Origin of the sequence: Jatrophihabitans sp. (assembly GCF_036000465.1) — a bacterium.
Taxonomy (GTDB): Bacteria; Actinomycetota; Actinomycetes; order Mycobacteriales; family Jatrophihabitantaceae; genus Jatrophihabitans.
In genome coordinates this window covers 111,453-137,332 of record NZ_DASYFV010000004.1, presented here as the reverse complement: position 1 = coordinate 137,332, position 25,880 = coordinate 111,453, and the positions used below count along the sequence as shown (strand labels likewise).

Here is a 25,880-nt window from a genome sequence, read left to right as displayed (position 1 = left end):
GCGGAGGATGCGGATCCTCGTCGTTGAGGACGAAGTACAGCTGGCCGAGGCGGTGGCCCGTGGCCTGCGTCGCGAGGGCATGGCGGTCGACGTCGCGACGGACGGTGACGAGGGGTACCGCAAGGCGGCCCTCACCCGTTACGACGTCGTGGTGCTCGACCGGGACCTTCCGGGGATGTCGGGCGATGAGATCTGTCGCCGGCTCACCGACGAGGGAGTGCTGACGCGGGTCATGATGCTCACCGCGAGCGGCACGGTCGAGGACAAGGTGAACGGGCTCGCGCTCGGCGCCGACGACTACCTCGCCAAGCCGTTCGCGTTCGCCGAGCTGGTCGCCCGCGTGCGGGCCCTCGGCCGGCGCACCACCCCGGCCGCGCCGCCGGTGCTCAGCGCCGGCGACATCGAGCTCGACTCGGCCAAGCGCACGGTGATGCGCGGCGGCGAGCTCGTCGATCTCACCCGCAAGGAGTTCGGTGTCCTCGAGACGCTGATGATGGCGCAGGGCGCCGTGGTCAGCAGCGAGGAACTGCTCGACCGCGTGTGGGACGAGAACGCCGACCCCTTCACCACCACGGTGCGCGTCACGATGATGACGCTGCGCCGCAAGCTGGGGGAACCCGCGATCATCGACACCGTCGTGGGCTCCGGGTATCGGATCGATCCGTCCGTCCTCGGTCCGGGCAGTGAGGGAGCCGGGACCGCACAGTGAGGTTCTTCCGCCCGACGCTGCGCGTGCGTATGGCGCTGCTGTACGGCGGACTGGTCCTCCTGGTGGGCGTCTCGCTCCTGTTCATCTGCGTCATCCTGCTCAAGCGTTCGATCGCGCAGCTGCCCGCGTACCGGGGCGGGACGATCTACGTCAACCCGGCGCCGGGCAGGTACGTCCAGGTGCCGAACGATCTCGGTGACGCGCAGACCAAGGCAACGAACTACCTGTTCAGCACCGGCCTGCTGTACTTCGGCATCATCGTGATCATCGGCACGACCGGTGGTTACCTGCTGGCCAAGCAGGCGTTGCGCCCGATCGCCAAGCTGACCCAGACCGCCCGCCTGCTGTCGACCGAGAACCTCGACCAGCGCATCAACCTCGGCGGCCCGGACGACGAGCTGCGCGAGCTCGCCGACACCTTCGACGAGATGCTCGGCCGCCTCGACGCCGCGTTCGACAGCCAACGACTGTTCGTCGCCAACGCGAGTCACGAGCTGCGCACCCCGCTGTCGGTGATCCGCACCGAGCTCGAGGTGACGCTCAGCGACCCCGATGCCGACCACGACGAGCTGCGCCGGATGGGCGGCGTCGTGGCCGGGGCCACCGAGCGCGCCCAACGGCTCGTCACCTCGCTGCTCACGCTCGCCCGGCTCCAGGCCGTCGGCGGCGGCGAGCTGGAGGTCAGCGAGCCGGTCGACCTCGCGACGCTCGTGCCGGACGCGATCGGCGCGGTGGCGGCCGAGGCCGAGGAGAAGGGCATCCGGATCGAGACCGAGGTCGAGCCCGCGATCACGATGGGCGACCCGCGGCTGCTCGAACGGCTCATCGGCAACCTGGTCGAGAACGCGATCCGGCACAACCAGCCCGACGGCTGGCTGCGGGTCACCACCGGCCAGACCGCGGACAAGGTGTGGCTGCACGTCGCGAACGGCGGCGTCGTCATCCCCGGCGGCGACGTCGAGCGGCTGTTCGAGCCGTTCCGGCGCGGCGGCCGCATGCGCACCGCCACCCGCGGGGCCGGTCTCGGGCTCGCGATCGTCCGGCTCATCGTCGACGCCCACCACGGCAAGCTGCAGGCGGCGGCACCGCCGTTCGGCGGCCTGGCGATCCGCGTCGAGCTGCCGCGGGAGAAGGACGTCCCGGCCACCGTCCTGGCCCGGGACGACGTGGACGCGCTGGCGTGAGTCGCCCGGCGCGACCGGCCCGCCTCGCGGCCGGGCGGGGCCGTCCTGTCCCCAGCACCGGGATCGAGACCGAGGCGTTCGAGCGGTCCGAGCAACTGCTGCAGGACCCGGTGCTGCTGTTGCGCCGCACCGAGACCGCGCTCGTCCGCGCCGACCTCGCCGTGCCCGGCGTGCTGTCGGCCGACGACCTGCGCCGGCTCCGGCACCTGCTGAGCTTCGCCCGCCTCGGCGTGTTCGCGCCCGGCGCGGCGGCGGGTCGACCGGGCGCGGCCGATGTCGACGTCACCGGACCGCTGCGCGACTTCCGGGCCCGGGTCGTGGCCGAACTGGCCGGGCCCGTTCGGCTCACCCGCGAGCCCAGGGCCCGGCTGATCCGGGCCCGCACCGAGCTCGGCACGCTCACCGCGCCCCTGCTCGAGGAGCGGCAGCGGCTGCTCGACACCGGCGTCTGCTCGGCCGCGGACCTCGACGCCGAGGTGTCGGGCCGGGCGCTGTGCCTGGTGCTCGGCGGCGGCGCGGGGGCCGGGCACGTCTACCTCGGCGCGATCGCGCTGCTGGTCGAGTCCGGGATGCTGCCGGCGTACGTGCTCGGCACCTCGATCGGTTCGCTCTACGGCGGCATGTTCACCCGCGAGCTGCCGGTCGATCTGGACGAGCTGGTCCGCTTCGCGCACGGCCTGACGCTGGGCGGTGTGCTCTCGCCGCCCCGCTCGCGGCGGCGCCACGGCCTGCCCGGCCTGTTCGGGCTCAACCTCAACGCCACGCTCGGCCCGATGCTGACCCGCCCCGACGGCGAGCCGCTGCGGATGCGCGACGCCGCCATCCCGTTCGAGACGGTCGTCGCCGGTGTCCGGCCGTCGGCGTTCGCCCGGCTGCCCAGCCGCTTCCGGCACATGGAGATGTCGGCGCTGGCCGGCCGGGCACCGGCCGGATGGCGCCGCGGCCCGGCCCTGGCCTCGCGCATGTGGCAGGTCGGCGCGTTCTTCGATTCCCGCGTCGTCAAGCCGATCGTGTTCGGCGGCGACGAGCTCACCGCCGGGATGCGGGTCGTCGACGCGGTCGGCTTCTCGTGCGCCGTGCCCGGCGTGCTGCACTACGAGGCCGCGGCCCGCGAGCGTGCCGCGTTCGACCGGCTGCTGCGCGAGCGCGACGTCCGCGCGCTCGTCGACGGCGGCACGGCGAGCAACGTGGCCGTCGAGCTGGCCTGGCGGCGGGTGCAGGACGGCCGGCTCGGCACGCGTAACGCGGTCTATCTCGCCTTCGACTGCTTCCACCCGCAGTGGGATCCGCGGCACCTCTGGCTCACGCCGATCACCCAGGCGGTCCAGGTGCAGATGGTGCGCAACGCGCCGTTCGCCGACTGGATCCGGCGCTTCTCGCCGACCCTGTCGGTGCTCGACCTCGTCCCCGGCCCGGAGCGGTTCGACCGCGCGCGCGGCTGGGGACGGGCCGCCCTCGAGCCCGATCTGCCGTTGCTGCGGGCGCTGCTGCGTCCGACGCCCTGGGACTGACATGACCCGCTCGCTGGACGACCTGCTGGCCGAGGCCGACGCCGAACCGGTCGAGGGCTGGGACTTCGGCTGGTTCGCCGGCCGCGCCACCGAGGAGCGGCCGCCCTGGGGCTACGCCCGGCTCGTCGGCGAGGCGATGGCTACGGCGCAGTCCGCGCTGGACGTGCAGACCGGCGGCGGCGAGGTCCTCGCCGGCATTCCGTCACCGCCGGCGCGGCTCGCCGCGACCGAGTCGTGGCCGCCGAACGTGGCGCTCGCCCGGCTGAACCTGGCGGCGCTCGGAGCCGAGGTCGTCGAGGTCGCCGACGACGCAGCCCTGCCCCTCACCGCCGCGTCCTTCGACCTCGTCGTCAGCCGGCACCCGACCGTGACCCGGTGGGAGGAGATCGCTCGCGTGCTGCGGCCGGGCGGGATCTATCTGAGCCAGCAGGTCGGGCCCGGGTCGAACCGGGAGCTGACCGATTTCATGATGGGGCCGCAGCCGGTGAGCGAGGCCCGCAGCGTCGGGCGGGCCCGCGCCGCCGCCGAGCTCGCCGGGTTGACGGTCGTCGACCTTCGCGAACGGGCACTGCGGGTCGAGTTCTTCGACGTCGGCGCGGTCGCCTACTTCCTGCGCAAGGTGCTGTGGACCGTGCCCGGGTTCAGCGTCGCGCGCTACCGGGACCGCCTGGCCGCAATGCACCGGCACATCGAATGCGAGGGCTCGTTCGTCGCGTACGCGCAGCGGTACCTGGTCGAGGCGCGCAAACCGGCGTGAGCCGCACCGGGCGGCGCAGTTCGCGATCCTGATCGTCGGGCTCGGCAGCGTTCATCGGCCGTCCCGCGCCTCGCGCGGGCACGCCGCCGAAGGACTTCCGGGCTCACGATCTGCTCCGCAAGCGTCGCTCATGCCGGTGTCATCGACCGGGCCGGACGCGGCCTGAGCGCGCCCAGGTCTCGATAGGAGCACGATGAGGGCGTCACGCCCGCCGATCGAGGAGCCCCACGTGAGCAGTTCCATCCCCAGCGCCGACCTTCCGCCCGGCACTGTCACGGGCGTCGACGCCTATGCGGTCGGCAACAACGGCGAGTTCTTCGCCGTCGGCCGCAAGTGCCGCCACCTGCGGGCCGATCTCGCCGGTGGCAGCATCGACGCGGACGGCTGCCTGGTCTGCCCCTGGCACCAGGCGAAGTACGACGTGCAGACCGGGCGCATGGTGCGCGGCCCGCAGGGCGTGTTCGCGAAGATCCCCGGGCTCGGCGCGATGTTCAAGGCGCTGACCAAGGTGGCGCCCCTCAAGCGCGGCACGGTCACCCGGCGAGGGGACGACCTCGTCGTCGGCTGACTTCGGCCGCAGGGTAGGACTCCTCCGCCGACGCGCTGCATCAGCGGCCGTTGCCTCAAGAGGCAATGACGGCTCGCGGCCTTGAAGCCGCTGTTGACGCAGGCGTCTAATCGTGACGAAGCGTGTGTCCACCTCGCTGGGCACGGAGTGACGGAGAAGGTCGATGACTGGTTTCGACGATGATTTCTCGGTGGCCGACGGCACGTACAACGCTGAGGACGACCCGTTCGAGGAGACGGTGGATGAGCTGTTCGAACGTCTCATCCGGACCGACGCCCTGGCCGACAACGTCGCTGAGGTCGGGGGCGGCCGGCAGCCCGCCGTCCTGACCCATGCCAACGACTGGGATTTCACCATCAAGTGGCCGAACGGGACGTACTGGCGTGAGGAGTACCGGACCCCGCGGATCAACGTCCATTACCGCCCGAACGTGGTCGGAGGCTGGACCTTCGGCAGCATGTGGATCGACGGGCTCTCCGGCGAATCGGAGAACATCAACCAGATGGGTCCGTCCCAGGCGCTACTGAACGCGGTGGCTGCCGCCTGGACGGGCAACCGCTGGAACCAGCCCGACCCGAGTGGTGCGCGCTTCTAGCGACTACCGCTCGACTACGTCGATCAGGGACCTGCCCCACGCAACGGACCGGGCGACCACCGCGAGGTGGCGCCCGGCCCGAGTGCGTTGTGGTGAGTTACGGCAGGTAGTACATCGGGTTCGGCAGCTTGAACGTGCGGTCGGCGTGGCCGCCGATCAGGTCGCTGTACTGGTCACCGAAGTTGGCGACGATGTTGTAGCCCTGCGACTCGATGTAGGCGCGGGTCAGGGACTTGTACTGGATCGTCGTGCAGGTCGGCGCGCAGGACGAGTAGATCGGGTTCGTCAGGTCCTTGAGGAACAGGTGGTCGGCCGGGACGGCCGGGAAGCCGGCGTTGGCCAGATTGGTCACCGTGCCCGACGTCTGGCTGACCGGGCGGCCGGTGAGGAAGAACACGGTGTAGCCCTCGCCCTGCGCCGTCGTGGCCAGCTGCGGCATGCCCGGGACGGCCGGGAACGACGCGCTGTTGACGAATGCGGCGTTCGTCGTCGGGTTGTAGGCGAAGTTGCTGTAGATCTCGTAGTTGAACGTGTTCAGCGAGGTGTCGTCGATGTCGAGGACGATCGCCTTCCGGCCGCTGACGTGCTGCTTCGTGACCTGATGGGCGAGGTACTTGGAGGCGGTCCGCTCGACACCGGCGATCTCGTTCGCGTACGCACCGGTGGGCGAGAACGTGTGCAGCGTCCGGGTGCCGTCGACCGGGTCGGGCGTCGTCGTCACGGTGTCGCCGTAGTAGGCCTTGATCGCGGTGCGGACCTGGTCGATGTTCTGGATCTGGTCGGCCGACGTAGGACTGGCAGGCGGCGCCGGGACGGGCCGGCCGCCTCGGTCGGCGGTGGCCGAGCCGGCGAAGGCGACGAGTCCCAGGGTGGTGATCATCGCGAGGAGCGCGGCCGGGACGGCGCGCACCTTGGCGAGGAGGTGGGTCATGAGCTGGACCTTTCGGACAGAGAGCAGATGCGCTCACCATTCCTGACAAATCGCTGAAAGACCAACACAGGCTGACGGACACGCCGAGACAACTCGGGCGCGAACACGCAACGTAGAACGGTGGTGACGCTCAGTTGTCGATGAGGGCGGTGGTGAGGCGCGCGGCCGTGACCTCGATCTGCCACGGCCGGGCACCGAGCTCGGCCAGCCGGGCCCGGACCGAGTCGTCCGACGCGGCCGGCGGTTCCCAGCAGAGCCGGCGGATGACGTCGGAAGCGAGGAGGTTCTGGGCGAGCACGGTGTGCTGCTCGGCCAGCTCGGTGACGGCCGCCCGGGCCCGGGCGAGCCGGGCCGCGGCGGCGGGGTCCCGCTCGCGCCAGCGTGACGGCGCGGGGATTCCGTCGCTGGAGCCGAGGGTGATCGGCGGCAGCTCGTCGTCGGAGAGCTTCTGCGCGTCCTGGAGCGCCCCGAACCAGCGGTCGAGCCGGCGCCGCTGACGGGGTCCGCCGAACACGGGGAGCGCGGCGAGGTCGGCGGCCTGGGTCGGCGCCACCCGGGCGGCCTCGACGATCGCCGAGTCGGGCAGCACCCGTCCGGGCGCGATGTCGCGCGACGCGGCGTACTCGTCCCGCGCGGTCCACAGGGCCTTGACGAGCGCGAGCTGGCGACGGTGCCGCAGCTTGTGGATGCCGGAGGTGCGCCGCCACGGGTCGATCCGTCCCGGCGCGCGCGGCGCCACCCGGATCGCCTCGAACTCCTGCCGGGCCCACTCGGTCTTGCCGGCGTCCTCGAGGGCGGCGGCGAGCACGTCACGCAGCTGCACGAGGAGCTCGACGTCGAGCGCGGCGTAGATCAGCCAGTCGTAGGGCAGCGGGCGGGTCGACCAGTCGGCGGCGGAGTGGCCCTTCTCCAGCCCGACGCCGAGATGCTTCTCGACCATCGTGCCGAGGGCGACCCGCTCGTCACCGAGCAGGCGGCCGGCGAGTTCGGTGTCGAACAGCGCGGCCGGGCGGAGTCCGAGTTCGTCGAGGCAGGGGAGATCCTGGGTGGCAGCGTGCAGGATCCACTCGGCGTCGCCCATCGCGTCCTGCAGGTCGGCGAGGTCGGGCAGCGCGATCGGGTCGATGAGCGCGGTGCCGACGCCGGCCCGGCGCAGCTGCACGAGATAGGCCCGCTGGCTGTAGCGGTAGCCCGACGCGCGCTCGGCGTCGAGGGCGACGGGGCCGGAGCCGTGCCGCACGGCGTGGGCCAGTGCGTCGAGGCGGTCGTAGTCGACGAGCGGTTGGGGCACGCCGTCGCGCGGTTCGCGCAGCACCGGCACGGGTGGCGCCGCGGGTGCAGCATCCGGGTCGGAAGGATCGTCCGGTACGTCGGCCAGGTCGGCCCGGGAGTTGTCGGGGTCGGCGCTCACGTCAGACCGGCGACAGGAAGGTCACACCTTCGGGCGGCAGGCCGGCGGCGGTGCAGAGGAGGTCGACGAAGGCGAGCAGGTGGGGCGCGAGGTCGGCGTCGTCGGCGGTCCACGACGCGCGGAGCTCCATCGAAACGGTCGTGCTCGGGCCGGCAAGATCGCCGAAGCGGGTCGAGGTGGTCTGGGTGACCGTGCCGCCGGCGGCGCGATGCGGCGCGCGCCGCTCGTCGAGCGCGCTCGTCAGCCAGCTCCAGCCGACGGTCGGCAGCATCGGGTCGGTGCCCATCGCCTCGTCGAGCTCGGCCGAGGCGTAGGCGACCAGGCGCAGCACGCCGTCCCACGCCTCGTGCCCGTCGGGGTCGTGCAGCAGCACGAGCCGGCCGGAGGCGAGATCGAGGCCGTCGGCCGACATGATCTCGGCGCTGAGCGCGTAGCTGTAGGGCGCGAGGCGCTGGGGCGGACGCAGCGGCTCGACGCGCACCTCGGCCCGCACGCGGACGTCGGCGAGGCTGGCGACCGCGCTGCGGAAGATCTCGGGCTGCGGCACCGGCTCGGGCGGAACCGCGACGGAATCCTGCGGCACCGACATGGCGCTCACCTGGCCGATCGCTGGTGGGAGGGGCGACATGGTGCTCACGGGGATCAGGCCGCCCGACGTCGCGAACGGGGCGCGACCGGGACGGCGATCTGGACGAGCATCGCGTCGGCCAGGGCGGTACCGCACTCGACGCAGGCGTGGTCGGGACAGTCGTCGCCGTGGCCGTCGGGGCACGGAGGACTCTCGGCGAGGGATTCGCGCGCGCAGGTGGGGCAGTACAGGAACAGCAGTTCGGGGGTCACGGCACAGCTCCTCTCCGCTCGGCGGGATCAGCCGACAGCTTCGCCGACAAACCTCGCACGCGGTACCGACATTCTCCGTCAGGCGCGCCGGGGCCCCGTGGGACCATGGACGGCGATGTCGAACTCAGCCGATCCCGCAGAATCCCTGCTCGTCCGTGCCGCCACCGGCCGGCCCGGGCCCCGCCCGCCCGTCTGGTTCATGCGCCAGGCCGGTCGCTCCCTCCCCGAATATCGCGCACTGCGGGTGGGCACCTCGATGCTCGAGTCGTGCCGCACCCCCGACCTGATCACCGAGATCACGCTGCAGCCGGTGCGCCGCCACAAGGTCGACGCCGCCATCTTCTTCTCCGACATCGTCGTACCCCTGGCCGCCATCGGGGTCGGGATCGACATCGTGCCCGGGGTCGGGCCGGTGGTCGAGAAGCCGATCCGCGAGACCGCCGATCTCGACCAGTTGCGTGCGCTCGACGCCGACGACGTCCCGTACGTCACCGAGGCGATCGGCAACCTCGTCGGCGAGCTCGGCGGCACCCCGCTCATCGGCTTCGCCGGCGCTCCCTTCACGCTGGCCAGCTACCTGGTGGAGGGCGGCCCGTCGAAGGACCACGCCCGCACCAAGTCGCTGATGCACGGCCGCCCCGAGCTGTGGCACGGGCTGTGCGCCCGGCTCGCGGTCATCGCCCGCGAGTTCCTCCGCGTGCAGGTCGACGCCGGAGCCTCGGCGATCCAGCTCTTCGACTCCTGGGCCGGCGCGCTGTCGCTCGCCGACTACGAGGAATTCGTGCTGCCGCACAGCCAGGCCGTGCTCGAGCCGCTCGCAGGCCTCGTCCCGCGCATCCACTTCGGCGTCGGCACCGGCGAGCTGCTCGCGGCGATGCGCTGCGCCGGCGCCGACGTCGTGGGCGTCGACTGGCGGGTGCCGCTCGACGAGGCCGCCCGCCGGCTCGGGCCGGGCGTGATCGTGCAGGGCAACCTCGATCCGGCGCTGCTGCAGGCCGAGTGGCCGGTCATCGACCGGGCCGTCCGGCGCGTCGTCGAGCAGGGCCGCGCCGCCGACGGGCACATCTTCAACCTCGGTCACGGCGTCCCGCCGTCAACCGATCCGGACGTGCTGACGCGCATCGTCGAGCTCGTCCACTCGACGCCGTCGTGAGACTCGTCGTCGTCGGCGGCGGCATCGCCGGGCTGACCGCCGCCTGGACCGCGGCCGGAGCCGGCGTCGACGTGGTGCTGCTCGAGGCCGCCCCCACGGTGGGCGGCAAGCTGAAGGTGGCCGAGCTGGCCGGCGTTCCCGTCGACATCGGGGCCGAGGCCGTGCTCACCGTGCGGCCCGAGGGCGTGGCGCTGCTCGAGGGCGCGGGGCTGGCCGGGGAGCGCATCGCGCCGCTGACCACGTCGGCCCGCGTCCGCGCCGGTGGCCGCAGCCACGCGCTACCGGCGCGCACGATGATGGGCATCCCGGGCGACGTCGAGGCGGTCCGCGAATCCGGCGTGCTGAGCGACGCCGGACTGGCCGCCCTCGCCGCCGAACCCGAGCTGCCACCGCTGCCGCCGTCGACCGACGACGTCGCGGTCGGCGCGCTGGTGCGCTCGCGCATGGGGGACGAGGTCGCCGACCGGCTGGTCGAGCCGCTGCTCGGCGGCGTCTACGCCGGCCGGGCCGACGACCTGTCGCTGCGCGCCACGATCCCCGCTCTCGCCGCCCGCCTGGCCGGCGGCGGCTCGCTGCTCGACACCGCCCGCGCCCTCGCCGGCGGCACGGGCACCCGCGCCCCGTCCGCCGGGTCGATCTTCACCACGCTGCGGGGAGGGCTCGGCCGGCTGCCCACGACGCTGGCGGCGACCGGCTCGTTCGCCGTGCGCACGTCGACGACCGTCCGGGCGATCCGGCGCATCCCGACCGGGTTCGCCGTCGAGTGCGGAGCGGTGCCGGTCGCCGAACAGCTCGAGGCCGATGCGGTCGTCGTGGCCGTCCCGGCCTCGAAGGCGGCCCGGCTGCTGCAGGGGATCGCGCCCGTGGCCGCCGCCGAACTCGGCGGCATCGACAGTGCCAGCATGGCCGTCCTGTCGTTCGCGTTCACCGGTGTCGCGCTGCCCGAGGGCAGCGGCCTGCTCGTCGGCGCGGGGGAGCGGTTGGCGGTCAAGGCCGTCACGCTGTCGAGCCAGAAGTGGCCGATCGAGTCAGGCGGGCTGACCCTGCTGCGGGCGTCGGTGGGCCGCGCCGGCGAGGCGCTGGCCCTGCAGATGGACGACGCCGAGCTGCTGACCCTGGCCCGCCGCGAGCTGCGCGCGCTGCTCGGCATCACCGCCGAACCGGTCGACTCGCTCGTCACCCGGTGGGGTGGCGGCCTGCCGCAGTACGGGGTCGGTCACGTCGAGCGCGTCGAGCGCATCCGTTCCTCGGTGGCCGAGGTTCCCGGGCTCGCGGTGTGCGGTGCGGCCTACGACGGCGTGGGCATCCCGGCCTGCATCGCGAGCGCGCAGGCGGCGGTGGCCCGGGTCCTCCGGGCCGAGCCGGCGCGAGGACAATAAACGCATGAGTGACGGAAAGTCAGCACGCGAGCTCAACAATGTCATCCGGTACACGGCGTGGTCGGTCTTCCGGTCGGCCGCCCCGATCGGTGCCGCCGAGCGGGCACCGCTCGCCGCCGAGGTCGACGCCCTGATCGAGGAGTTGGCGGCGAAGGACATCACCGTGCGCGGCACCTACGACGTGTCCGCGCTGCGGGCCGATGCCGACGTCATGGTGTGGTGGCACGCGTCGACCGCCGACGCGTTGCAGGAGGCCTACTCACGCTTCCGCCGCACCGCCCTCGGCCGGCACCTCGAACCGGTCTGGTCGAACATGGCGCTGCACCGGCCGGCCGAGTTCAACAAGAGCCACATCCCGGCGTTCCTCGCCGACGAGCAGGCCCGCGCCTACGTGTGCGTGTACCCGTTCGTCCGCTCCTACGAGTGGTACCTGCTGCCCGACGCCGAGCGGCGGGCGCTGCTCGCCGAACACGGGCAGATGGCGCGCGAGTATCCGGACGTGCGGGCGAACACCGTGGCGTCGTTCGCGCTCGGCGACTACGAGTGGCTGCTGGCCTTCGAGGCCGACGAGCTGCACCGCATCGTCGATCTCATGCGGCACCTGCGCGGCTCGGAGACCCGCCGCCACGTGCGCGAAGAGGTGCCGTTCTACACCGGCCGTCGCCGAAGCATCGCCGAACTCGTCGACTCGCTGCCGTAGCGGCTCACGGCCCCGACGGCGCCGCGATCGCGGCTGCAGTCGACGTCGCGGCCGCCCCGCTCGCCGCGGCGCTGCTGCCCGCAGGTGTCGAACTCACCGCGGCCGGCGCGGTCGTCGTCGCCGGGGCGGTGCTGCTCGGCGCCGCCGGCGGTGTGGTGGCGGCGGGCTGCGGGGCAACGCTGCTCGCCGACGCGGGCGCCGGGGTGGTCGCCGCCGCCGACGTCGAGGCGGACGACGAGGCGGACGACGACGCCGAGCGGCTGGCCTTCGGCTTGGTCGACTCGACCGAGACGGGGGATACACCGCCCGGGTTCCCCTTCGTGGCCGTGCCCTTCGCGGCGCCCGAGGACGGCGTATTCGCGGCGGGCGCGTTGCCCGGCGTCTGGCTGTCGGCCGGGGTCGAGGGCCGCAGCACCATCACCGCACCGAGGACGATCGCGGCGAGCGCGACCGCCGCGGCGGCGATCCAGGCCATGGTCCGTCCGCGGCCGGCGTGCGGGCGACTGGTCCCGTAGGCGTCGTCGAATGCGTCGTCCTCGTACCCGGTGGCGAGTCCGGCGCCGACCGCGGCCCCGGCCAGCGCCGCGCCAGGGATCCGCAGCGCCTGGGTGGCGCCATCGGCGTCGCCCAGAACCGCCGAGGTCGCGGCCGCGTCGTCGCGCAGCAGCTGCATCACCTGCGTCGCGCTCGGCCGGGCCAACGGCTCGCGTGCGGTCATGGCCACGAGCAGCGCCGTCCAGGCGGGCGACAGGTCGGCCGGGATCTCGGGGTCGCGTTCGAGGCGGGCGAGCGCGGCTTCCAGCGGCGTCCCGTCGAAGGACCGCACCCCCGACAGGGCCTCGATGAGGACGAGACCGAGCGAGTAGACGTCGGCCGGCGGACCCACGTCGGCGCCACGAGCCTGCTCCGGCGCAAGGTAGGACGCGGTGCCGAGGGTGAAGTCGACGCTGGTCATGCGTTCGGTGCCGAGCAACCGGACGATGCCGAAGTCCGACAGCCGGGCCCGCAGCGTGCCGCCGTCGTCGGTGCGGTCGACTCCGAGCAGGATGTTGGCCGGCTTCACGTCACGGTGCACCATGCCCTGGGCGTGCACGTAGGCGAGCGCGGCGGCGATCTGCGCGCCCAGCTCCCGGGCCTCGTCGGCCGGCAGGGGGCCCTCAGCGATGCGGTCGGCCAGCGTCGCGCCGTCGACGAGCTCCATGACCAGGTAGGCCGGCCCGTCGGCGTCGGTGATCGACCCGTCGAACAGGGTGATCAGGTTCGGGTGATTGAGCCGGGCGAGGGCGTGCAGTTCGGCGAGCTGCCGGTTGGCGCTCGTCTGCGTCTCGGGGGCCTGCGGTTGGGCCCGGAAGACCTTGACCGCGACGTCGCGGGCCAGCAGCTCGTCGTGGGCCCGGAAGACATCGGCCATGCCGCCGGCACCCAGCCGGTCGACGACCCGGTAGCGATCGCCCACCCGCCAGCCCGAGGGCGACCCGCCGCGGGCCGACACCGGGATCGCCGCGGTCGCGTCGCCGATGGTCGGATCGTCGGGCGTGCGCTCACTCGGAAAGGGCATAGTGCAGGGTTCATTCCCGCTCGCGCCCGACTTCAATCCGGGACGTGCTGCAGTCAGGCCCGCGTCACGATGATCACCGGGCTGTCTACCGATACGGCGTCCAGCCAATGCCATCGAGCCGTGTAGCGATCCGGCGAGGGGGTGGTCGGCGGCGCGGGGGACCAGGTGCAGGTGTCCCAGACGGTGCCGTGGCCGGGCCGCACCACGGGCGGCGGCGTCGTGGGGCGAGCGCACTCGACGCCGACCGGATACGTGCGGAACACGGTCCGTCGGTCCGCGCCGATGATCTCGAACCAGGGTGTGATCCCGCGGCACCTCGGGCCGGGACAGGAATGCGACGTCACGTTGCGGGCCTCGACCGTCAGGTGGACGGTCTGGCCGGCGCGGTACAGGTCGCGATCGGCCGCGATCGAGTACTCGTAGCAGCCGCTGCGGGCACGATCGGGCGGGCGGGCCGAGGCACACGCCGTCAGGGCAAGCAGCGTGACGATCAGCCGGCGCGGGCGCATGCCGGATCAGACGCGGCGGCGGCGCCGCGGCGTTCCGCTACTGCTCGTCGAAGGTCAGCGAGATCGAGTTGATGCAGTAACGCAGGTCGGTCGGGGTGCCGTAGCCCTCGCCGGAGAAGACGTGGCCGAGGTGGCTGTGGCAGGCGGCGCAGAGCACCTCGGTGCGCGACATGCCCATCGTGCGGTCGGTGCGCTCGATGACGTTGTCGCCGGCGAGCGGGGTGAAGAAGCTCGGCCAGCCGCAGTGCGAGTCGAACTTGTGCTCGCTGCGGAACAGCTCGGTGCCGCACGCCCGGCAGCGGTAGACGCCGGCCTTGTGGTTGTCGGTGTACTCGCCGGTGTACGCGCGCTCGGTGCCGGCCTTCCGCAGCACCGCGTACTCCTCGGGCGAGAGCTGGGCCCGCCACTCGTCCTCGGACCTCGCCACGGTCGGCGGTGGGATCTCCTGCGTGTCCTTCGAGCGCCACATGCCCTCGACGGTACCGATCCGCACCCGGCGCGAGTGTTACCGAGCGCTGACGTTCACCAGACCTTGATGATGCCGAGCACGCCGTAGACGACGGTCAGCCCGACGCCGATGAGGATCAGCCAGACGACGACCTTCGCCGCGGTGCGCCGCGACCCGGACAGCCGGGCGAGGCCGTCGCCGAACGCGGCGAGGTTCTGCAGCTCGCCGTCGGCCGTGTTGGGGTTCGCGGTGCGGCCCCAGGCGCCGTCGACGTAGGGCACGCGGCGGGGCGCCTCGCCGTCGTCGTCGTCCTCCTGCGTCCACACGCCATCAGGGTAGGTCAGGTGCGGCGAAGATCGCCGGGTTCGCGCTACCGTGCCGGTCATGGCGTCACCGAGCATCGAGCTGCAGGTCGGCTCGCGCATCGTGCGCATCAGCAATCCCGACCGCGTGTACTTCTCCGCGCGGGGTGAGACGAAGCTGGATCTCGCGAGCTACTACCTGGCGGTGGGGGACGGGATCGTGCGGGCGCTGCGCGAGCGCCCGTGCATGCTGCATCGCTACCCCGACGGTGTCGACGGCGAGAAGATCTACCAGAAGCGGCTGCCCAAGGGCGCGCCCGAGTGGGTCGAGACGGCCGAGGTCAGCTTCCCGTCCGGACGCACCGCCGACGAGCTCTGCGTCACCGAGCTCGCCTCGGTGATCTGGGCGGTGCAGATGTCGACGGTCGAGTTCCACCCCTGGCACACCCGCCGGGCCGCCGTCGAGAAGCCCGACGAGCTGCGCATCGACCTCGATCCCCAACCCGGCACCGGCTTCGCCGACTGCAAGCGCGTCGCCCTCGTGGTGCGCGAGGTGCTCGCCGAGCTGGGGGCGGTCGGCTGGCCCAAGACATCCGGGTCGAAGGGCGTGCACATCTACGTCCGCATCGAGCCGCAGTTCGGCTTCCGCGAGGTGCGCCGCGCCGCCCTCGCCTTCGCCCGCGAGGTCGAGCGCCGCCTGCCCGACGAGGTCACGACGGCGTGGTGGAAGGAGGAGCGCGGCGAGAAGGTGTTCCTCGACTTCAACCAGAACGCCAAGGACCGGACCATCGCCGCGGCCTACTCCGTGCGCGGCTTCCCGCACGCCCCCGTCTCGGCGCCGGTCATGTGGGACGAGCTGCCCGACGTCGAGATGGAGGACTTCACCATCGCGACGATGCCGGCCCGCTTCGCCGAACTGGGTGACGTGCACGCCGCCATCGACGACACGTCCTGGTCGATCGAGCCGCTGCTCGAGTGGTCGGATCGCGACGAGACCGACCGCGGCCTGGGCGACGCCCCCTACCCGCCCAACTACCCCAAGATGGCCGGCGAGCCGCCCCGCGTGCAACCGTCCCGGATGAACAAGGCCAACTGGGGCGAGCCCGCCTCGGGCAACGACGTCGAGACGCAGCCGCTGGACTGATCCGTTCGCCGCCGGGGTCTCAGCGCTCGGCCGAGGACGGGGTGTGGGGTCTCGAGTGCTGATCCAGCGACGGGGTCAGGACTGCCGCACCAGCCCGGTGTAGCCCGCCACCGCGAGCGAGGCAACCGCCCACATCAACGCATCAGTTGTCCAGACCGCGATCGAGTAGAGCTCACCGGCCGTCGTGGTCGTGTCCAGCGTGCAGTCGCCCGAGGCGATGTCGTTCAGGAACGGGACGTGGACCCCGACCGCGACCTGCTCGACGGTGCTGCAGCCGGTGGGAGATCGGTCGGTGGCAGCAGCTTTGCGATAGGCGGTCGGGTGGGTCGCGGGGTGCGCGATGGTGTGTCCGGCGCTCAGGCCCAGTCCGGCGCCCAGCAGGGCGAGGAGGAGCACGCCGGCGAAGGCCGGCCAGGTCCGGTAGCCGTAGCCGATGACGACCTTCTGGACCACCAGACCGCGACGTCGGGTGAACAGGCGGATCCGCGTCCAGGCGCCGGCCTCGCTGGTGGGGCGCAGGTGGCGCGTGCGCCGGTCCTCCTGTTGGGCGATCGAGGTCCGGATCGCTTCCCGTTTGTTGCCGACCGCTCGGTTGGCCGCAGCGAGCTGCTGGTACGGCTGTGGTGTGTAGCCCTTCGTGTGGTGCCGGAGCAGGCCGAGCCAAGAGTCCGTCTCACCCGCCGGCACTCCCTGGTAGGTGGCACCGTCGAGGTCGATGGTGAGGTCAGTGCTGCCCGCGAGGCGGGGATCGACCAAGAACTCGCCGAGCGTGGCGTTGCGCAGACCGAGCGCGGACTCGCTTCCCCCTGTACCGATGTTGGCGAGCGAGCCGGTCAGCCGACCGGCGATCTTGGCGGCGCGCAGGGAGATGCCGTGCCCGCTGGTCGCGGCCAGGCCGTCCCGGCGGCCGAGATCCATGTCTCCGTCCACGGTGATCCGGTCGGCCCACAGACTCGGCGTCGACGCGTCGCCGCCGGCCAACGACGCTCCGGCCATGTCGAGAACGCGGCTGATGTGGGCGCCGAGCAGCCGCACCTGCCCGGCGGCGGAGAAGGGATGCTGCTGGTCGGCGCGCAGCAGCGCGGTGCCGGTGACGGTGAGGCGATCACCGATCAGGCTCACCCCCCGGTCGTCGTACCGGCGTATTTCCGCGCTGGTGAGGTCCAGCAGGCCCGTGATGGAGGCGCCGGAGAGGTTGATCGCTCCTTGTGCGATGAACCGATGCTCGGCAAGTGACGTGAGCCGCGCACCGGAGTCGACCGTGATGTTGTCGGCTCGCAGGCTCACCCCTTTGGCATTGCGTCCGAGTTCGGCGCCGCTCAGGTTCAGTTCGCCGGTGACGTGCGCCCCGGGGATCGACACCGCCCCGGACGTACGGAAGCGTCGAGCACCGTCGGCCGGGGCGGCGAGCACCGCATCGCCGTCGACGCGCAGCCGGTCGGCGAGCAGGCTGTCGCCGTCGCCGTCGTGGCCCGCGAGGTGGGCGCCGGAAAGGTCGAACTGGCCGGTGATCGCACCGCCGAGAAGCCGCACCGCGCCCCCGCTGACGAACGGTCGATCGTCACGGACACCGGCGTGGAGACCTCCGCCGACGACCAACCCGTCGCCGAACAGGCTGACGCCGTCGGCGTCGTGGCCCTCCAACCGAACACCGGAGAGGTCGAGCCGGTTCGTGACGCGAGCGCTGATCAGGACCAGCGGACATCCCTCACCCACTGCGCGCACGGTCGTACCGGCGAGGAGCAGGGTGGACACCGCGAGACCCCGGGCGTCGAGGGTGTGGGTGTCACGAGTGCTCTCGACGACCGAATCCTGGATCGACACCGACCCCAACGACGCGTCGCGCAGCACCACCCCGTTCTCGAACAGGCAGTCGGCGATGGACAGCTGGATCCGGCTCTCCACGTTCTCGAGGTCGAGCGGGCCGACGATCCGGGCGCCGCGGATGCGAACTCCGTGCGGATCGAGCGGCGCACCGAGTCGGCCGAGCAGCAGCCGGCGGATGACGTCGGCCCGCACGACCTGCGACGGGTCGTACGTCGGCCGTGCACCGGGCGACCGCGGACCGCGGTGCAGAAGGTCGAGGACCGCGCCGCGCTCCGAGTGCGAGACAAGATCCTGTTCCGGGTCGGTGAGAACAATCTGCATCATCGGCGCTCCCGGTCTGCCCGTCGTGCCGCCCCAGGACACGCTATTACGCCGGGAGGGTGGGCCCAAGGATCAAGGCGCGGACATCGCGGGAGTCGGTCCAACAGCGTGTGTCACGGGTCCACGGCTCGGCCTGGCCGAGCGGCCGTCGACGACCCTTCCCCTCGATGGTGGCGCCGCAGTTCCTCGTGCAGCGCCTGCGCGCGGGCGGCCGGGATCGTTCGCCCCTGCTCGACCAGCTCGGCCGGCACCCGCTGCGGTGCGGGCATCAGGGCCGACCACGGATCGCTGTCGCCGATCAGGCCGGGTGCGGAGTGCACGGTGAAGTCGCCCGGGGTCACGTCGCCGAGATCGGACCACGCCACGGGGAAGGACACCGGGGTGCCGGGCCGCAGCCGCGGGCTGTACGCGGCGGCCACGCTGCCGCCACCGGCCCGCGTGGAGTCGATGAAGACCTTCCCCTCGCGATCGGCCTTGATGAACGCGGTCGTGGCGACGCCCGGGTCGAGGGCCTCGGTCCGGACCGCCAGCGCGCGGGTGGCCAGGGCGACCTCCTCGGTGCTCGCGTCGGTGACCGGGACGAAGACGTGCACGCCCTTCGATCCGCTGGTCTTCACCGCGCCGGCAAGACCGATGTCGGCCAAGGCCTGGCGGACCAGCTCGGCGGCGACGACCACCGAGCCGAAGTCGCCGCCCTCGGGTGGATCGAGGTCGAGGACGAGGTGGGTCGGCGCGTCGGATTCCGGGATCCGGAACAGCGTCGGATGGAACTCGACGGCCCGCTGATTGGCCAGCCAGAGCAGCGTGCGGCGGTCGTTGCACAGCGCGTAGGCGATCTCGCGTTTCGACGCCGCCGACCAGACCCGCGTGGTCGCGACCCACTCCGGCGTGTACTTCGGCACGTTCTTCTGCATGAACGGCTTCTGGCCACGCAGCGCGCGAACGACCGACAGCGGCCGGTCGCCGAGGGCCGCGACGACCTGCGGGTGCAGCGCGTCGAGGTAGTCGACGAGATCGCGCTTCATGGCGTCGGCACCGTCGAACAGCGGTTCGTCGAGGTTGGTGAGAGCCACGCCGTCGCGGGCTTCTTTCGGGGCCACCCAATCATCTTGGCGCCCCGCGCGTCACGCCGCAGTCAGCAGGGCATCGAGGGAGACGAAGCTGAAGCTGCGAGAGCGGAGCGCGTCGATCATCGCCGGCAGGGCGTCGGCGTCCAGGGTCGAGCCGTCGTCGGGATTGCCGCCGACGTGCATCAACACGATCTCGCCCGGCTGCGCGTGCGCGACGACCCGCGCGATCACACTGGCCCCGCTGATGCCCGCGTTCGTGCCCTCCCAGCCCAGGGTGTCGACCGTCCAGCTCACCGGGACGTAGCCGAGCGAGTTGACGGCTCCGATCGTGCGCGAGTCGCGGTCGCCGTACGGGAAGCGGAACAGCGGGGCCGGATTCGCCCCGCACGTCCTACGGAGCACGGTGGCGGCGTCCAGCACCTCGGCGCGGATCTGCGCGGCGCTCAGTTGCGTGAAGTGCGGGTGGCTGACCGAGTGGTTGCCGACGCGGCCCGCAGCACAGATCGCGTGCGCCTGAGCGGGATAGGCCCGAGCCCAGGAAGCGGTGACGAAGAACGTCGCCCGGACATGGTCGCGGGCCAGGGTGCCGAGGATGGACGCGACCCCGGCCGCATTGCCGCCGGCGTCGAACGTCAGAGCGACCACACGCCGCTCGGTCGGGATGTGCGTCCAGTCGCGACCACGCAGCCAGGAGGCGAGACCCGGTGAAGGTGGCGCCGAGGTCGACGGCCGGGGTGTCGACGGCCCGGGTGTCGACGGTCGGGGTGTCGACGAACCGGTGCCGGCGGGCGTCTCGAGCACCGGGCTCGACGGTGCGGACGGCGAGCCGGATGCCGAGGTGGTCCGCGTTGCTGTGGGCGGCGGCGTCCCGGAACCCGACACGTGCCCGGCGCACCCCGCAGCGCCGACCAGCAGGCCGACCACGATCACGACACCGGCGCATCGCCTCACGCCTCCAGCGTGAATCCCGCGGGTGATCGCAAGGAGGGCCCAATGCCCCGAGATCGCGGGTCGTTGGCCGGTACGCGCGATGGCAGTTGTGTCGGACGCTCGGTTCCACTGGGAGGCTGACATGCGAACAGAGGACGGGCCCGGTCGAGGGGCCGCGCGATGAGGTCGTCGCGGGCGGGGCTGCCGCCGCGGTGGTTCGTGGTGCTGTTCTGGCACGTGCACCGTGCGTTGGTCCGCCGGTCCCGCGGCCGCCTCGGACTGTGGCGACCGAAGCCGAACGGCTGGGGCGCGATGCGATTGACCACGACCGGCCGCCGTACCGGGGCGCCGCGTGAGGTCGTCCTCGGCTACTTCGAGGACGGGCCCGACCTGGTGACGATGGCCATGAACGGCTGGGGCGCGCCCGAACCGGCGTGGTGGTTGAACCTGCAGGCGCATCCTGAGGCGACCGCGCAGACCAAGGACGGAACCCGGGCCGTGCGGGCCCACCGGGCCGAAGGAGACGAGCGCTCGCGACTGTGGAGCCGCTGGGGAGAGATCGACAAGAACCTTGACGATTACGCCGCGCGGCGTCCGGGTGAGACAGCAGTGGTCGTCCTCGCACCGCGCGCCTGAGGCTGTGTGATGGTGACCGCGACGCCGCGGTGTGGATAGCCGACCAGGGCGCCCGGCAGCCGGCCGGGCTACCTGAACAACCCCGACGGTCTCGATCTCGTCCCGCCGCACTCGTTCCTCGTCACGCACGCGTCGACGATGGGGGCCTGGACCCCCTGACGCCCGGCGCGGACCGCCACTGCTCCGCCGACGGTCAGTGACCACCTCGGGTCGCGGAGAACCGGAAGTAGAGCGCCGCGGTGCCGGCCGGGTGAACCGTTCGCCGCCCAGTTCCGTCGGTTACCAGTGGTGCGTTGTCCGAGCGCCAGACGGGCTGGCCTCGCGCGCCCCGGATCGGAGAGAGTCCATGACTCGATCGACGTCCCTCCCCAAACGACCCACGCCGAACACCGCGAGGAGGCGGTGGCAGGCCGCCGCCATGGCCACGGCCGGCGCCGTGGCCCTGCTGGGCGCGCCCATCACTTCAGCCGGAGCGTCCGGCGACGAGCACGGTTCCCGGTTCCGGCAGATCAACCTCGTCTCCGACGTGCCCGGCGCCGCAGCCCGCACCGACCCGGACCTGGTGAACGCGTGGGGGCTGTCCGCCTCCCCGGGCACCGACCGCAATCCGGGGTCGCCGCTGTGGGTTTCGGACAACGGGACCGACCGGACGACGCTGTACACCGGCGCCACGCCCACCACCGTGAACAAGGCGGGCCTCGTGGTCAACGTGACCTCCGGCGCGCCGACCGGTCAGGTGTTCGACACCGACCCGGATCCGGCGGCGTTCGTCGTGCACGACGCGGCAGGGCACTCGGGGCGCGCGACCTTCCTGTTCGCCTCGGAGAACGGCGGGATCGACGGCTGGAACCCCGCCGTCGGCGCGACCGCTCCCGGTCCGTCGACGGTCACCGAGGTGGCGGTGCGCAACGGTGCCAACGCGGTCTACAAGGGCCTCGCGATGGCGCAGGCGTCCGACGGCAACACCTACCTCTACGCCGCGAACTTCCGGTCCGGACGGGTCGAGGCCTATGACGGCACCTTCACCCCGGTCGAGCTGCCCGGCGGGCTGTTCGTGGACCCGCGGCTGCCGGCCGGGTACGCCCCGTTCAACGTTCAGGAGCTCGCCGGCCAGCTGTACGTCAGTTACGCCAAGCAGGACGCCACGCTGCACGACGACGTGGCCGGGCGCGGTCACGGCTTCGTCGACGTGTTCACCAACGACGGCGCCCTCGTGCGCCGGCTCGTCACCCGCGGCGCGCTGAACTCACCGTGGGGACTCGCGCTCGCGCCCGACGGTTTCGGCCGGCTCGGCGGACGGCTGCTCGTCGGCAACTTCGGCGACGGCCGCATCAACGTCTACAGCGCCACCAGCGGCCGCCATCTCGGTGAGTTGCGCCGGGCCGACGGCCACGCGATCGTCATCGACGGGCTGTGGGCCCTGCGGTTCGGCAACGGCAACGCCGCCAGGACGACCGAACTGGTCTTCTCCGCCGGACCGGGCGGCGAATCGCACGGCCTGCTCGGGAAGATCACGAGCCTCGGCTGAGAGAGGGGGAACGCGACAGCCGCACGTCATCGTCGACCAGGTCGGCGTTGATCGCGATGGCGGCGGCTGATCCTTCGCCCGCGGCGGTGATCACCTGGGCGCGGGGGTTCGCGAGGTTGCCGGCGACCCACACGCCCGGCACTCCGGCGTGGCCGTCGGGGCCGACGACGACCCAACCGTCCGCGTCGAGGGCACAGCCGAGGGCGAGCAGGAGCGCGTTGTTCGGCACCGGGCGGGGCGGCACGAACACGGCATCGCAGCGGACGTCACGAGCCCCGTCGATCGCCACGGCAGTCAAGCGGCCGGCGTCGATCCGCAAGCTCGTGACGTCCCCCTCGCGCACCGCGATGCCCCGGGCCGCCAGCTGGGTCCGGTACGTGTCGCTGACGATGCCGGTCGGGGCGACGAGGACGACGTCGTCACTCCACTGGCGCACGATCTGCGCGTAGCGCACCGCATCGGGCGAGCGACCGATGACGGCGAGGCGTCGGTCGCGCACCTCGTAGCCGTGGCAGTAGGGGCAATGCAGGACGTCGCGTCCCCATCGCTCGCGCAGGCCCGGGATGTCGGGCAGCTCGTCGCGCAGACCGGTGGCGATGAGCAGCCGCCGCGCGACGACCCGGTCGCCGGTCGAGATCGTGACGCCGAACCCCGCCGAGCCTGACGGCGCGACGCCGGTGACGACGCCGTCGACGACCGTCGCGCCGTAGCCGGTCACCTCGGCCCGCCCGATCGCGAGCAGGTCGGCCGGCGGCAGCCCGTCGCGGGACAGGAAGCCGTGCATGTGCGCGGCCGGCGCGTTGCGCGGGGCGCCGCCGTCGACGACGAGCACGCTGCGGCGGGCGCGGGACAGGACGAGGGCGGCGGACAGTCCGGCGGCCCCGCCGCCGATCACGACGACGTCGAACTCGCTCATGACGCCGCCACCCGGGCGTGCGTGCGCGCCGCGAACACGGTGTCGGTGATGGCGCGGCACGAGGCGGCGGCGAATCGGCGGTCGAGCAGCAGCGCCTCGTGAGTCGCGCCGTGGACGATGCGGTGGGCGCTGTTGGTCGACAGCGTCGCGAGCCTGTCCTGGGCCTGGGACCAGCCGGGATCCTGACCCTGATCGGCCGTGACCACGACGAGCGGCGTCGTGCCGAGGGAGGTCAGCGCCTTGGCCTGGGCGAACGCGGTGGGCAGCTCGGCGAACTCGTCGCGCTGGGCGTTGAAGTCGTGCGCCCGGGAGGCGAAGGCGCGTTCCTGGTCGCGGGCACCGGCCGGCAGACCGTCGAACTGCACGGTCGCGGCGAGCCGGCCGATTCCGACTCGGGCCAGCACGGGCAGGATGCCCGTCGCCCGGCGGTACATGGAGTAGAAGCCCGGGTATCTCGGCAGCGCTGTGAACTGTTCGGGCGTGGCCGAGTCGAGCAGCACCAGGCCGGCGACTTCGGTCGGGTAGCGGGCGGCGAAGATCAGGTCGTAGATGCCGCCGATCGAATGACCGGCCAGCACGTACGGGCCGTCGACGTGCGCCTTCGCAAGGGTCGCGTGCAGATCGGCGGCCACCGCGGCGCCGTCCTGCGGGCTCGACGCCGCTTCGCTCCAGCCCTGGCCGGCGCGGTCGTAGGCGCAGACCCGGGTCGTGGCCGCGACGGTGCCCGTGATCCACGCCCAGCTGGGGGTGCGCTCACCCAACCCGCTGGACAGCAGGACGGTGGGGCGGCCGCTACCCGTGCAGTGCAGGTACATCCGGTGCCCGGCGACGTCGTAGGTCTGACCGGTCGGCGCGTCGAGACGGTGGTCGCTCGTCCCGAGGACGGTCTCGGTCGCGCCCCCGACCGCGGCCAGGGCCAGGGCCACGCACACCGGCTGGACGAGCCACGCGCGGGCGCGGGTGTGCAGGGTGCGGCGGGCCGCGCGGAACGTCCAGACGGCCAGGGCGAGCAGCGCCGGGGGCCAGACCCAGCCGAGATCGGCCATCGCCTGGTCGCCGGGGGAGAAGGCGAGCAGGGCCGCTCCGGTCGCGGCCATCGCGGCGGCCGGTACCCGCGCCCAGCCCTGGGGCCGGCCGGTCCAGCGGGTCGACATCCCGGCCAGCGCGGCCCAGCCGGCGGCGAACGAGAGCAGCATCGCGGCCAGCACGACGTGCTCGCTCGCGCCGGGCAGGACGACCAGGGCGAGCGTCGCGGCTCCGGCGAGGCCGAGCGTCATCGAGGCGGCGACGACGCGTGCGAGGGGCCCGGATCGGGTGGTGGTCGGTTCGTGCGGAGTGAGGGTCTGGGTGGTCATGACGTTCTCCTCGATCGGTGGTGGACGGGTGGACCGAGCCTGTGCGCGCGGCCGGGTGGTCGCACCGGCGAAGTCGCCGGGTTGCGGCGGTCAGTGCATGTGCATGTGACCCGCCGCGGCGCCCGCGCCGGCGCTCTTCGGCATGGTCATGGCGGCGATGGCCGCGACCACCACGGCGAGCGCGGCGGCGGCGGCAAACCCGCGCCCGGCACCGGCGGTCGCGCCGGCGACGGTGGACAGCGGTCCGGCTCCGGCCGCCACGGCGGCGAGGATCGCGACGCCGAGGGCGGCCCCGATCTCGTGGCCGGTCATCACCAGCCCGGAGGCGGTGCCCGCGTGCTGGGCCGGGATGCCGGCCGACGCGGAGATGAAGACCGCCACGAATACCAGGCCCGAGCCGATGCCCAGGACGACCAGGCCCGGCAGCACGCCGGCGAGGTAGCCGGGATGCGTCGTCCCCTGGGCGAGCAGGACGGCACCGATCGCGGCGACGACCAGGCCACCGGAGGCAACGTGGCGCGCCGACGTCTTCGCGAGCAGGTGCCGCGCGACGTGGGTGCCGCCCGTCAGGGCCAGGGCGAGCGGGACGAGCGCGACGCCGGTGCGCAGCGCCGAGTAGCCGAGCACGGTCTGGCAGAAGATCGAGATCAGGAAGATGGCGCCGACGAGGACGGCGGTGACGCCGGCGATCGTGGCGGTACCGGCGACCAGCGAGCGGATGCGCCAGGCGTGCGGTGGCACGAGCGGGGAGATGGAACGGCGCTCGATGCGCGAGAACGCGGTGAGCAGGGCGACGGCGACGGCGAACGCGCCCACGGTGATCGGCGAGGTGACGCCGTGGGAGGTGATGGATTCGATGCCGTAGACGAGCGCGCCGAGCCCGGCGACGACGGTGACGCCGCCCGGTACGTCGAGCTGCGCCGCCGCGGTGCGTTCGACCCGCGTCGCAGGCAGGACGATGGTGCCGATGACGAGCACCGCGATGCCGACCGGCACGTTGATCCAGAAGATCGCCCGCCAGCCGAACCACGTCGTCAGCGCGCCGCCGAGCAGCACGCCGGCGGCGATGCCCATGCTGCCGACCGCGCCCCAGAGGGCCAGGCCCCTGGCCCGCTGGGCTCCGGCGTAACCAGTCATGATCAGTGACAGTGCGGCCGGCGTCATCAGCGCGGCGCCGAGCCCCTGCCCGGCGCGGGAGCCGATCAGCGTGCCGGCGTTCGCCGCGAGCCCACTGGTCATCGACGCGGTCGTGAAGATGGCGACGCCGGTGAGGAACACCTGCTTGCGGGCGAACACGTCGGCGATGCGGCCGCCGAGCAGCAGGCCGCCGCCGGAGGTCAGCAGGTATGCCGTGATCAACCACTGCAGACCGCTGCCCGGCAGGTCGAGCGCGCGCCCGATCGTCGGCAGGGCGGTGTTGACGACCGAGATGTCGAGGACGACGAGCACCTGCGCCGCGAGCGCGAGGGCGAGGACCGTCCACGGCCGGCGGGCGGTTTCGGTCTCGGGAGGTTGGGCTGTGGTGGCGTGACTTCCGGTGCTGGTCATGACGACTCCCTGGGACGGCGGTCTTGGTACCACCGACCCTGGCGCCCGGC

The 25,880-nt window shown here is 72.7% G+C and carries 26 protein-coding genes; 12 read left to right on the top strand and 14 right to left on the bottom strand.

Annotated elements, in window-relative coordinates:
- Positions 1-7 precede the first annotated feature (7 nt).
- The 6 genes from VGN18_RS00905 (at position 8) to VGN18_RS00880 (ending at position 5,324) form a co-directional block, all read left to right on the top strand.
- Complete coding sequence (locus tag VGN18_RS00905) at positions 8-709, top strand: response regulator transcription factor (protein WP_327537734.1); 702 nt, start codon at positions 8-10, stop codon at positions 707-709.
- Positions 706-1,893 (top strand): HAMP domain-containing sensor histidine kinase, encoded by a 1,188-nt coding sequence (locus VGN18_RS00900; RefSeq protein WP_327537733.1) that lies wholly within the window; start codon positions 706-708, stop codon positions 1,891-1,893. The genes VGN18_RS00905 and VGN18_RS00900 overlap by 4 nt, the downstream gene beginning before the upstream one ends.
- The gene (locus tag VGN18_RS00895) at positions 1,890-3,404 is read left to right on the top strand and encodes a patatin-like phospholipase family protein (RefSeq protein ID WP_327537732.1); all 1,515 of its coding nucleotides are present in this window, start codon (positions 1,890-1,892) and stop codon (positions 3,402-3,404) included. Before VGN18_RS00900 ends, VGN18_RS00895 begins: the two co-directional genes overlap by 4 nt.
- A gap of 1 nt (position 3,405) precedes the next feature.
- Complete coding sequence (locus VGN18_RS00890) at positions 3,406-4,161, top strand: methyltransferase domain-containing protein (RefSeq protein WP_327537731.1); 756 nt, start codon at positions 3,406-3,408, stop codon at positions 4,159-4,161.
- A gap of 229 nt (positions 4,162-4,390) precedes the next feature.
- Entirely contained in the window at positions 4,391-4,729 is a 339-nt protein-coding gene (locus VGN18_RS00885; protein ID WP_327537730.1) for a Rieske (2Fe-2S) protein, read from the top strand.
- Positions 4,730-4,892: 163 nt separating this feature from the next.
- Complete coding sequence (locus VGN18_RS00880; protein ID WP_327537729.1) at positions 4,893-5,324, top strand: hypothetical protein; 432 nt, start codon at positions 4,893-4,895, stop codon at positions 5,322-5,324.
- 97 nt (positions 5,325-5,421) lie between these two features.
- Here VGN18_RS00880 and VGN18_RS00875 read toward each other — a convergent pair whose 3' ends face one another.
- The 4 genes from VGN18_RS00875 to VGN18_RS00860 form a co-directional block, all read right to left on the bottom strand.
- Positions 5,422-6,255: an HAD family acid phosphatase gene (locus VGN18_RS00875; protein WP_327537728.1), complete on the bottom strand. Its 834-nt coding sequence runs from the start codon at positions 6,253-6,255 to the stop codon at positions 5,422-5,424.
- 130 nt (positions 6,256-6,385) lie between these two features.
- Positions 6,386-7,666, bottom strand: coding sequence for an HRDC domain-containing protein (locus VGN18_RS00870; RefSeq protein ID WP_327537727.1), 1,281 nt, complete (start codon positions 7,664-7,666; stop codon positions 6,386-6,388).
- Between the two features lies 1 nt (position 7,667).
- The gene (locus tag VGN18_RS00865) at positions 7,668-8,255 is read right to left on the bottom strand and encodes a DUF3000 domain-containing protein (RefSeq protein ID WP_327537726.1); all 588 of its coding nucleotides are present in this window, start codon (positions 8,253-8,255) and stop codon (positions 7,668-7,670) included.
- A 53-nt stretch (positions 8,256-8,308) separates the two neighbouring features.
- Positions 8,309-8,506 carry a hypothetical protein gene (locus VGN18_RS00860; protein ID WP_327537725.1) on the bottom strand — a complete coding sequence of 66 codons (198 nt, stop codon included), beginning with the start codon at positions 8,504-8,506 and terminating at the stop codon, positions 8,309-8,311.
- 115 nt (positions 8,507-8,621) lie between these two features.
- Between VGN18_RS00860 and hemE the strand changes: the two genes are divergently transcribed.
- Genes hemE through hemQ form a run of 3 tightly spaced genes read left to right on the top strand, consistent with a single transcriptional unit; the run spans position 8,622 to position 11,738 of the window.
- Positions 8,622-9,659 (top strand): uroporphyrinogen decarboxylase, encoded by a 1,038-nt coding sequence (hemE, locus tag VGN18_RS00855; RefSeq protein ID WP_327537724.1) that lies wholly within the window; start codon positions 8,622-8,624, stop codon positions 9,657-9,659.
- A complete protein-coding gene (hemG, locus tag VGN18_RS00850; protein WP_327537723.1) occupies positions 9,656-11,038 on the top strand; it encodes a protoporphyrinogen oxidase in 1,383 nt (460 codons plus the stop codon). The genes hemE and hemG overlap by 4 nt, the downstream gene beginning before the upstream one ends.
- Before the next feature lie 4 nt (positions 11,039-11,042).
- On the top strand, positions 11,043-11,738 hold the full coding sequence (hemQ, locus tag VGN18_RS00845; protein WP_327537722.1) for a hydrogen peroxide-dependent heme synthase: 696 nt from the start codon (positions 11,043-11,045) through the stop codon (positions 11,736-11,738).
- Positions 11,739-11,742: 4 nt separating this feature from the next.
- On the opposite strand, the gene VGN18_RS00840 is transcribed toward hemQ, so the two are convergent.
- The 4 genes from VGN18_RS00840 to VGN18_RS00825 are packed head-to-tail and all read right to left on the bottom strand — an operon-like array spanning position 11,743 to position 14,579.
- Entirely contained in the window at positions 11,743-13,296 is a 1,554-nt protein-coding gene (locus tag VGN18_RS00840; protein ID WP_327537721.1) for a serine/threonine-protein kinase, read from the bottom strand.
- A 53-nt stretch (positions 13,297-13,349) separates the two neighbouring features.
- The gene (locus VGN18_RS00835; protein ID WP_327537720.1) at positions 13,350-13,805 is read right to left on the bottom strand and encodes a hypothetical protein; all 456 of its coding nucleotides are present in this window, start codon (positions 13,803-13,805) and stop codon (positions 13,350-13,352) included.
- A gap of 37 nt (positions 13,806-13,842) precedes the next feature.
- Positions 13,843-14,274, bottom strand: a complete 432-nt coding sequence (msrB, locus tag VGN18_RS00830; RefSeq protein ID WP_327537719.1) for a peptide-methionine (R)-S-oxide reductase MsrB — start codon at positions 14,272-14,274, stop codon at positions 13,843-13,845.
- Between the two features lie 53 nt (positions 14,275-14,327).
- Positions 14,328-14,579 carry a hypothetical protein gene (locus VGN18_RS00825; RefSeq protein WP_327537718.1) on the bottom strand — a complete coding sequence of 84 codons (252 nt, stop codon included), beginning with the start codon at positions 14,577-14,579 and terminating at the stop codon, positions 14,328-14,330.
- Positions 14,580-14,637: 58 nt separating this feature from the next.
- On the opposite strand from VGN18_RS00825, the gene ligD reads away from it, so the two are divergent.
- Complete coding sequence (ligD, locus tag VGN18_RS00820; RefSeq protein ID WP_327537717.1) at positions 14,638-15,699, top strand: non-homologous end-joining DNA ligase; 1,062 nt, start codon at positions 14,638-14,640, stop codon at positions 15,697-15,699.
- A gap of 75 nt (positions 15,700-15,774) precedes the next feature.
- Here ligD and VGN18_RS00815 read toward each other — a convergent pair whose 3' ends face one another.
- The 3 genes from VGN18_RS00815 to VGN18_RS00805 all read right to left on the bottom strand — a co-directional run bounded on the left by VGN18_RS00815 (position 15,775) and on the right by VGN18_RS00805 (position 19,991).
- Complete coding sequence (locus tag VGN18_RS00815) at positions 15,775-17,850, bottom strand: hypothetical protein (protein ID WP_327537716.1); 2,076 nt, start codon at positions 17,848-17,850, stop codon at positions 15,775-15,777.
- Positions 17,851-17,960: 110 nt separating this feature from the next.
- Positions 17,961-18,947, bottom strand: coding sequence for a hypothetical protein (locus VGN18_RS00810; protein ID WP_327537715.1), 987 nt, complete (start codon positions 18,945-18,947; stop codon positions 17,961-17,963).
- A 24-nt stretch (positions 18,948-18,971) separates the two neighbouring features.
- Positions 18,972-19,991: a polysaccharide deacetylase family protein gene (locus VGN18_RS00805; protein ID WP_327537714.1), complete on the bottom strand. Its 1,020-nt coding sequence runs from the start codon at positions 19,989-19,991 to the stop codon at positions 18,972-18,974.
- A 36-nt stretch (positions 19,992-20,027) separates the two neighbouring features.
- On the opposite strand from VGN18_RS00805, the gene VGN18_RS00800 reads away from it, so the two are divergent.
- Together VGN18_RS00800 and VGN18_RS00795 are read left to right on the top strand one after the other, a co-directional pair.
- Complete coding sequence (locus tag VGN18_RS00800) at positions 20,028-20,483, top strand: nitroreductase/quinone reductase family protein (RefSeq protein WP_327537713.1); 456 nt, start codon at positions 20,028-20,030, stop codon at positions 20,481-20,483.
- 418 nt (positions 20,484-20,901) lie between these two features.
- On the top strand, positions 20,902-22,011 hold the full coding sequence (locus tag VGN18_RS00795; RefSeq protein ID WP_327537712.1) for a TIGR03118 family protein: 1,110 nt from the start codon (positions 20,902-20,904) through the stop codon (positions 22,009-22,011).
- Here the strand turns inward: VGN18_RS00795 and VGN18_RS00790 are convergent.
- The 3 genes from VGN18_RS00790 to VGN18_RS00780 all read right to left on the bottom strand — a co-directional run bounded on the left by VGN18_RS00790 (position 21,995) and on the right by VGN18_RS00780 (position 25,830).
- Positions 21,995-22,927, bottom strand: coding sequence for an NAD(P)/FAD-dependent oxidoreductase (locus VGN18_RS00790; RefSeq protein WP_327537711.1), 933 nt, complete (start codon positions 22,925-22,927; stop codon positions 21,995-21,997). The genes VGN18_RS00795 and VGN18_RS00790 overlap by 17 nt on opposite strands.
- Positions 22,924-24,282, bottom strand: coding sequence for an alpha/beta hydrolase (locus tag VGN18_RS00785; protein WP_327537710.1), 1,359 nt, complete (start codon positions 24,280-24,282; stop codon positions 22,924-22,926). The genes VGN18_RS00790 and VGN18_RS00785 overlap by 4 nt, the downstream gene beginning before the upstream one ends.
- Before the next feature lie 90 nt (positions 24,283-24,372).
- The gene (locus VGN18_RS00780) at positions 24,373-25,830 is read right to left on the bottom strand and encodes an MFS transporter (RefSeq protein ID WP_327537709.1); all 1,458 of its coding nucleotides are present in this window, start codon (positions 25,828-25,830) and stop codon (positions 24,373-24,375) included.
- Between the last annotated feature and the right edge of the window lie 50 nt (positions 25,831-25,880).